Genomic DNA, 5,921 nt, shown 5'->3' with positions numbered 1-5,921 from the left:
AATCGGTGGCCGGATCAAATCGGAATGGGTGGCCGGATGCTGTCGGATTGACCGGCCGAATACGTCCGGATTGCGCAGTTGAGGGTGCAGATGCGCTTCGGGCTCTTCTACGATCAAGCTTCGGTAGGCCGAGTCCGCGTTTTTTGCGAGTTCGCTTAAGACCACCGCCATGAAGATCAAGTTGTTGTAGCCAAGACCGTTACGTTCGATTTCGAAGCTGTCGACCAATAGCGATAGGCGCGAAGCAAATTTCGTGAAGTCAGAACCGCTCAGCTCGACCGCCAGAATCTGGGACAACTGATCGCCAGCATGCTGTTGTGGCGTCCAGTGATGGCCTCTTGTGTTTCAACGATCGCTTTGAGCGCCTTAATTTCTTTGTCGAGGTCTGCGAGCTTTTTGGAGATTTCCTCTTTTCCAGCGTCATCCGACAGGAGATGCAGCAAGCGCGACAACTGGCTTGAACGGCTCGGACGAAGGCCAAACTCTGCATCACGCAGTGGCTGTAGATAAACGCTGCGCAAGTTTTCCAGCATGGTTGCCGTCAATGCGATGTCATGATGGAGGCCGCAAACTTTTCTCGACCTTAGCCGTCCGGACTTATCCGCATCGCAATAGGTCACTCTGAGAAGGGCCTCAGCCTGCCCAGCACTATCAACCTTCAATCCATGCAGGAAGTCGGCTTCATCGTCGAGAGACAGGTCCTTGAAGATATAGGGTCTGTTGACATTCGGGATTCCCATTTTGTTTGAACTCTGATTCAAGCTTCCAAAATGGAGGTTTGAATGGACGAAGATCGCTTTGCTATTTCAGATGAGCTTTGGGAGCAGATGTGGCCCCTGTTGCCCGGTAAAGTTGGCGACCCAGGAGCAAGTGGTCGCGACAATCGTAGGTTCATGGAGGCGGTTCTTTGGCGTGTGCGGACAGGCTCGCCTTGGCGTGATCTGCCCAAGGATTTCGGCAATTGGAATTCTGTTTTCAAACGGTTCCGCCGATGGGCTGATGCCGGTGTATTTGAGAGTCTTTTCAATGCGATAAACGGTGGGCCAGACCTCGAATACGCTATGATTGATGGAACGATCGTTCAGGCCCACCAAAAGGCATCGGGCGCAAAAGGGGGACTCAACATCAAGCCATCGGGCGCTCTGGCGGTGGGCTGACGACCAAGGTAGTTGGCATGGTTGATGCGCTCGGGAATTTGTTTCGCTTTTTGCTTCTGCCGGGGCAAGCACACGATATGAAAGGGGTTGCCCCGTTGATACGCGACGTTTCCTTTGGGGCATTGTTGGCTGATAAAGCGTTTGATGCTGATTGGCTCCTGCAGGACCTTGATGCGCGCGGCGCAACAGCTGTTATTCCGCCCAAATCAAACCGCAAAGTGCAACGAGACTACGACACTCACATGTACAAGTGGCGCCATCTGGTCGAAAACTACTTCGCAAAGATCAAGGAATTCAGAGCGATAGCCACACGATACGACAAAACAGATACCAGCTATGCCGCAAACTGGTATCTCTGCGCAACGATCATCGCCGCCCGGTGATTGTCAACAGACCCTAGTCGAAGACAATATCACCCGACGCTGTGCCCCCTTTGGGGAGATGAATGTCATCGACGCTGAAGCGGGGATAGGGGTCATCGGTTCCGGCGAGAAGCGATCTCAGAGCGTCAACAACTGCTGTCTTTCCGATATTGTTCGGGCCAACGATGATGTTAAGCCCTGGCTCAAATTCTATAGTTGCAGATCTTATGCGGCGAAAATTTCTGATCGTGAGTGACGCAAGATACATTAGATCCCTTATGCGGCGTAGTTGCCAGCTAGTTTTTGCTCTGTTTGCCCTAAATGCATACTTTAGGGGTTTGCATGGCAGGCCCAATCGAAAATTTGGTCTGCTGCCTTCTTTTGAATTACTCTATCATCGGTTGTTCTTTTTCGCAGCTCAACCATTTATTGGGTCGTTTTTCCTAAATTAATTCTTTGAATTGCTCCAGTTCGGCCGCCGTCGCGACCAATCCCTGCTGAGTGAGGATCGCGAGGTAGTCTTCGGCGGTGAACGGGGGATTCTTCAAGCGAGCGCGAACCTTTCGCAGCGCTGAGCAGAACAGGCCCGGCGCGAGTGCTAGGTGGTTGCTGAGGAAGTCGTCCGGATGCAGCGTTTCGATGCCGTAAGGTTCGAGGGCTTCTTCGGGGAAGTCCTTCAGGTTCTGCGTCACGATCACATCGCATCTGCCAACGATGGCTGCCGCCAAAACATGCCGGTCGTCGGGGTCGGGCAGGTCGAGCGAAGGGATCAGGGCTTCGTAGCCTGTAACCAGGCAATCCCGTGTCGCCTGATTCATGAGATATCGTGTGCGCTCGAGTGCTTCGCGGTCTCTTTGCGGCTCGTTGCGCATCAGAGCGTCGATCCACTCACGGTGGATGTCTTCCGACCATTTGGCCTTGAAGATATCGGTTACGGCGAGTTGCATGAGCACGTCGCGCATCGGCGCTGGATAGAGAACGTTGGCGTCGAGAAGCGCCGAATAGTGGCTCATGGTTTGCCGTAACCCATATCCTGCTCTTGCGCTTCAGCTGCCAGCTGATCGAGCACGTTTTCCCGTTCGGCATCGATCGAGGCCTTGTAGGCCATCACATCTTCCATCCGGATACGGCGGTGCTTACCCACCTTGCGGTGCGGGATCTTCTGCTCATCCAGGAGCTTGATCAGAAACGGGCGGGAGACGTTCAATACATCTGCAGCCTGAACCGTGGTCAGTTCGGCATTCTCAGGGATGATCGTGACCCCCTGCCCCGCTGCCATGGCTTCCAGGATATCCATCAGAAGCGCGACCGCGCCTGCCGGCAGTTCAATCGGTTCGGCCTGCTCCCCATCAGTAACGCGCAGCTTGAGAGGCGCCTTGCTCCGTGCATAGCGCGACAGGAGCTGCCCGGATGCGCGTGCGATTGCGGCCTCCTGGGCGCTCGGGGGCAATTGCCGGTGAGCCATCATGTTCATGTGCTGTCTCCTTTGCTGCGAACCTCAATATAGGCGTAAACGCAATACATGCAACAAATGAATTAAGTGTAGTTCGTGCGCTGTGTGATGAATCTGGTTGTTAGAAATGATTGGCTTGGCACGCCAGCGCCCAGGCGCTGTCCAGGCTCTTGGCTGCGCCCGGAGCCGCGTGACTCGCGTCTCCGCCATTCGGTAGCGATCCTTCGTGCATGTAACAGGTGAGATCGCGGGCGAGACCGCGATCGCGTGATCCAGCGGTCAGCCCGGTCTTCGCTCTGCTCTAACCCGGCTGGCAGGTTTCCAATCTTGGATTCCGCCTGCCATCCGGCCAGCGCCCCGAACAGGGGCTCTGGTGTCGCGTACCGCGCCAGCCTCCACGGAGAAATCCGGTTCCTCCCACGCGGGTGCGCGGGTCCCTCCCGATTTTACCGCTCCGGCCCCCTGTGTCGGGCCGCCGTCCGGCCGCAGGAGGGCTATCGCCCTCACCTGCTCTGCCCAGCCGAAAAGCACGGGGGCTTTTCGGGCTGACAGATCAGTCGAGGCCTCCGCCACTGGCGGTAAGCGGGCCAAGGCCGAGAGGTCACAAGAACAAGATTCCGCGCCGCTCTAACCACGAAAGGAGCAGGCCAATGGGCCTTGATCAATACGCATATGTCAAAACAGCCGAGAGCGGCGATGAAGGCGAAAGCCCGAAATTCGTCTGGCGCAAGCATTCCAAGCTGCAAACCTTCATGGAAGCGCTCTACACCGAGAGGACCGGGCTTTGCGCCTCCGATCTGAACTGCGGTGAGTTGAAACTGGAAACCACCGACATCGACACGCTGGAACAGGCGGTGAAGGGCAGCGCCCTGCCCCATTGCGAGGGCGGGTTCTTCTACGGCCACCAGTTTCAGGACGAGCAGGCCACGGAATACCGTGACTACGATCTCGAATTCTGCGCATGGGCGCGGGACGAGATCGCGCAGGGCTCAACCGTGATCTATTCCTGCTGGTGGTGACGCCGTGTGGCCGGGACCTCGAGCGTTCCGGCCCCCCTCCCCTACCCCATCCACAAAATCAGCCGCCGAGCGCCCGTGAAGCGCTCCGAGCGGGCCTGACATTCATCCGAAAGGACAATTCAATGACCAAGCAACAACCCATCCAAGCCGACACCACCAGCGCCGTGATCCTGCAAATCCCCTTGGAGATACTCTACATCTCCGATCTGAATCCGCGCAAATCGGTTTCCGAGGCGCATATCGAGAGCCTTGCGGACAGCATTGAGCGCTTCGGCCTCATCCATAATCTCGCTGGCCTCATGGACGAGGACGGCAAGGTCGGGATCGTTGCTGGAGGGTGCCGCCTGCGCGCTATCCAGATGATCGCCGAGCGCTCTAAGGCCCATTCCTTCACCACGGTTCCGGTCAAGCTGGCCGCCGATGCTGTCGAGGCCGAGGATTGGGCCAACGCCGAGAATGCCGCGCGCGAGGACATGACCCCGGCGGATGAAATCCGCGCCTTCGGTCGTATGAAATCGCGCGGCGCCACCGTGCCGGAAATCGCCCTCGCCTTCGCCGTGACCGAGGCCCGTGTCTATCAACGATTGGCCCTTGCAGGCCTGCCCGCGCCCGTGCTGGACGCACTGGCCGCTGGCGAGATCAGCCTCGGCACCGCCAAAGCCTTCACCCTCTCCGATGATGAAGTGCTCACCTTGAGCCTTCTGGATCAGGTGAAGGGGCAAGCTGTCTCCGAGAGCGCAATCAAGAACGCGCTGCACCCCGACGCGATCAAGGCCACCGACCGCCGTGCCAAGTTCGTCGGCCTTGAGACCTACGAGGCAGAGGGCGGCACAGTCACACGCGATCTCTTTTCCGACGAGGTCTTCCTCGCCTCCCCTGCCCTTCTGGATCGGCTCTTTGCGGAGAATCTGGAAGCGGCCCGGGCCGATCTGGTCGAGACCCAAGGCTGGGCATGGGCCGAAGCCCGGCCCGAGGCCTGGCTCAACTACTACGAGCTGGACCAGATGAAGCTGGCCCGCCTTTACCCCATCGAAGGTGATCTGACCGAGGAAGAGGCACAGGAATACGACGAGCTGGCAGAACTGGCCAATGGTGGGGTTCTGGACGAGGACGGTGAGGCGCGGCTCTCTGAATTGCAGGTCCTTCTCGACGGCGACTATTCCGAGGATCAGAAAGCCCATGCAGGCTGCATCATCCTTGTGAATGGGTCTGGCAAACCTGAGGTCACCGCCGGTCTGGTCCGCCCCGAGGACAAGAAAGCCGCCATCGAGGCCGGTGTCCTGCGAGCGCCGCAAACCACCAAATCAGACGCTCCGAAATCCCCCTACTCGCAAAAGCTGGTGGCGGATATGCAGGCAATCCGGCTGGCCTCGGTGCAGGCGGCCCTTTTGGCCAAACCCGAACTGGTTCTGGACTTGCTGGGTTTCGGGTTGTCGGAAGCATCGGGCAGCTTCGAGAGCGTGTTCGGTATTCGGCTGGACCGCCCGAACAATGCGCCGAGTGTTGAAGATGGCTTTGTCCGTGAGCCGCGTCTCGAGCACGGGATCGATGCCAGTGAATACTTGCATAAGGGCACCCGTGTTGAAGACCTCTCAGAGGCCTTCGACACCTTCCGGGAGACAGGCATGAAAGCCCGCAATGCCCAGATCACCGAAGCCATTGCGCGCACCCTGCCCTATCGGGCTGGCGGCGCAGAGTTCTTTGGCCTGATCGCGGACGAGGCCGGGGCCGATATCCGTAAGCATTGGACGCCCACGGCAGAGAATTTCTTCTCGCGGGTGTCAGCCGGTCATCTGATCGATCTGCTCTGCGAGTTCCTCGATTGCGATGCTCGTGACGAGCGCGTCGCCAGTTTTGGACTTCGTCCCTGTTTCCGGACACTGGGGTACTTTACCCCTGTCCATGAAAGGGGCACCGAATGGGACAACAT

General features: G+C 58.0%; 8 protein-coding genes. 3 read left to right on the top strand and 5 right to left on the bottom strand.

Annotated elements, in window-relative coordinates:
• A partial coding sequence (locus AC2FPW_RS16975; protein WP_496814680.1) for an AAA family ATPase occupies positions 1 to 297 on the bottom strand: 297 nt, incomplete at its 3' end.
• Complete coding sequence (locus AC2FPW_RS16970; RefSeq protein ID WP_496814678.1) at positions 270 to 740, bottom strand: hypothetical protein; 471 nt, start codon at positions 738 to 740, stop codon at positions 270 to 272. The genes AC2FPW_RS16975 and AC2FPW_RS16970, both read right to left, overlap by 28 nt.
• Before the next feature lie 42 nt (positions 741 to 782).
• Here AC2FPW_RS16970 and AC2FPW_RS16965 point away from each other — a divergent pair.
• Positions 783 to 1,540 (top strand): IS5 family transposase gene (locus AC2FPW_RS16965; RefSeq protein WP_496814677.1). Its coding sequence is split into 2 segments (ribosomal slippage): positions 783 to 1,119 and positions 1,119 to 1,540, totalling 759 coding nucleotides; the frame shifts between segments, so codons are not numbered across the junction.
• 13 nt (positions 1,541 to 1,553) lie between these two features.
• On the opposite strand, the gene AC2FPW_RS16960 is transcribed toward AC2FPW_RS16965, so the two are convergent.
• The 3 genes from AC2FPW_RS16960 to AC2FPW_RS16950 all read right to left on the bottom strand — a co-directional run bounded on the left by AC2FPW_RS16960 (position 1,554) and on the right by AC2FPW_RS16950 (position 2,993).
• Entirely contained in the window at positions 1,554 to 1,787 is a 234-nt protein-coding gene (locus AC2FPW_RS16960) for an ATP-dependent nuclease (protein ID WP_496814675.1), read from the bottom strand.
• Positions 1,788 to 1,962: 175 nt separating this feature from the next.
• Positions 1,963 to 2,532: a PIN domain-containing protein gene (locus AC2FPW_RS16955; protein WP_496814673.1), complete on the bottom strand. Its 570-nt coding sequence runs from the start codon at positions 2,530 to 2,532 to the stop codon at positions 1,963 to 1,965.
• Positions 2,529 to 2,993, bottom strand: a complete 465-nt coding sequence (locus AC2FPW_RS16950; protein WP_496814672.1) for a helix-turn-helix domain-containing protein — start codon at positions 2,991 to 2,993, stop codon at positions 2,529 to 2,531. Before AC2FPW_RS16950 ends, AC2FPW_RS16955 begins: the two co-directional genes overlap by 4 nt.
• 629 nt (positions 2,994 to 3,622) lie before the next feature.
• Between AC2FPW_RS16950 and AC2FPW_RS16945 the strand changes: the two genes are divergently transcribed.
• Together AC2FPW_RS16945 and AC2FPW_RS16940 are read left to right on the top strand one after the other, a co-directional pair.
• Positions 3,623 to 3,991: a phosphoglycerate kinase gene (locus AC2FPW_RS16945; protein ID WP_496814671.1), complete on the top strand. Its 369-nt coding sequence runs from the start codon at positions 3,623 to 3,625 to the stop codon at positions 3,989 to 3,991.
• 122 nt (positions 3,992 to 4,113) lie between these two features.
• A partial coding sequence (locus AC2FPW_RS16940) for a ParB/RepB/Spo0J family partition protein (RefSeq protein ID WP_496814669.1) occupies positions 4,114 to 5,921 on the top strand: 1,808 nt, incomplete at its 3' end.

The organism is Ruegeria sp. SATB027 (assembly GCF_059613825.1).
This window is presented reverse-complemented; position numbering and strand designations above follow the sequence as displayed.

Coding starts and splice junctions, on each gene's coding strand:
- AC2FPW_RS16950 (WP_496814672.1), bottom strand. CDS start 2,993: ATGAACATGATGGCTCACCGGCAATTGCCCCCGAGCGCCCAGGAGGCC.
- AC2FPW_RS16945 (WP_496814671.1), top strand. CDS start 3,623: ATGGGCCTTGATCAATACGCATATGTCAAAACAGCCGAGAGCGGCGAT.
- AC2FPW_RS16970 (WP_496814678.1), bottom strand. CDS start 740: ATGGGAATCCCGAATGTCAACAGACCCTATATCTTCAAGGACCTGTCT.
- AC2FPW_RS16960 (WP_496814675.1), bottom strand. CDS start 1,787: ATGTATCTTGCGTCACTCACGATCAGAAATTTTCGCCGCATAAGATCT.
- AC2FPW_RS16955 (WP_496814673.1), bottom strand. CDS start 2,532: ATGAGCCACTATTCGGCGCTTCTCGACGCCAACGTTCTCTATCCAGCG.